The following is a 340-nucleotide window of genomic DNA, read 5'->3' on the forward strand; positions in this document are numbered from 1 at the left end:
GAGTGGGGCTCTGCCACCAAACTGACCGTCTGGCTCAGCGTCATGCAGCTCTGGGAAGAAGGAAAAATTGACCTAAAAACAGATATAAAAGAGTATCTGCCCAAGGATTTCCTGAAACACCTCAAATACGACAAGCCCATTACCATGCTGGATCTGATGAACCACCAAGCGGGTTTTGATGAAACGCCGCTGAACACAGGAACAGGCAAGAGCTTGGAAGAATTACTAAAAAGCCAGCCCGCTCAAACTTATGAGCCAGGGACGGTGACATCCTATTCCAATTACAGTACAGCTCTAGCAGGCTATATCGTGGAGCGCATCAGCGGACAGGACTTTGCGG

Annotated in this window: 1 protein-coding gene; it reads left to right on the forward strand. The window is 49.1% G+C overall.

Annotated elements, in window-relative coordinates:
• On the forward strand, positions 1-340 hold a 340-nt coding region (locus RG608_RS11605), incomplete at both ends, for a serine hydrolase domain-containing protein (protein ID WP_308947006.1).

Source organism: Streptococcus sp. IsoGale022 (assembly GCF_031142805.1).
Classification (GTDB): domain Bacteria; phylum Bacillota; class Bacilli; order Lactobacillales; family Streptococcaceae; genus Streptococcus; species Streptococcus sanguinis_A.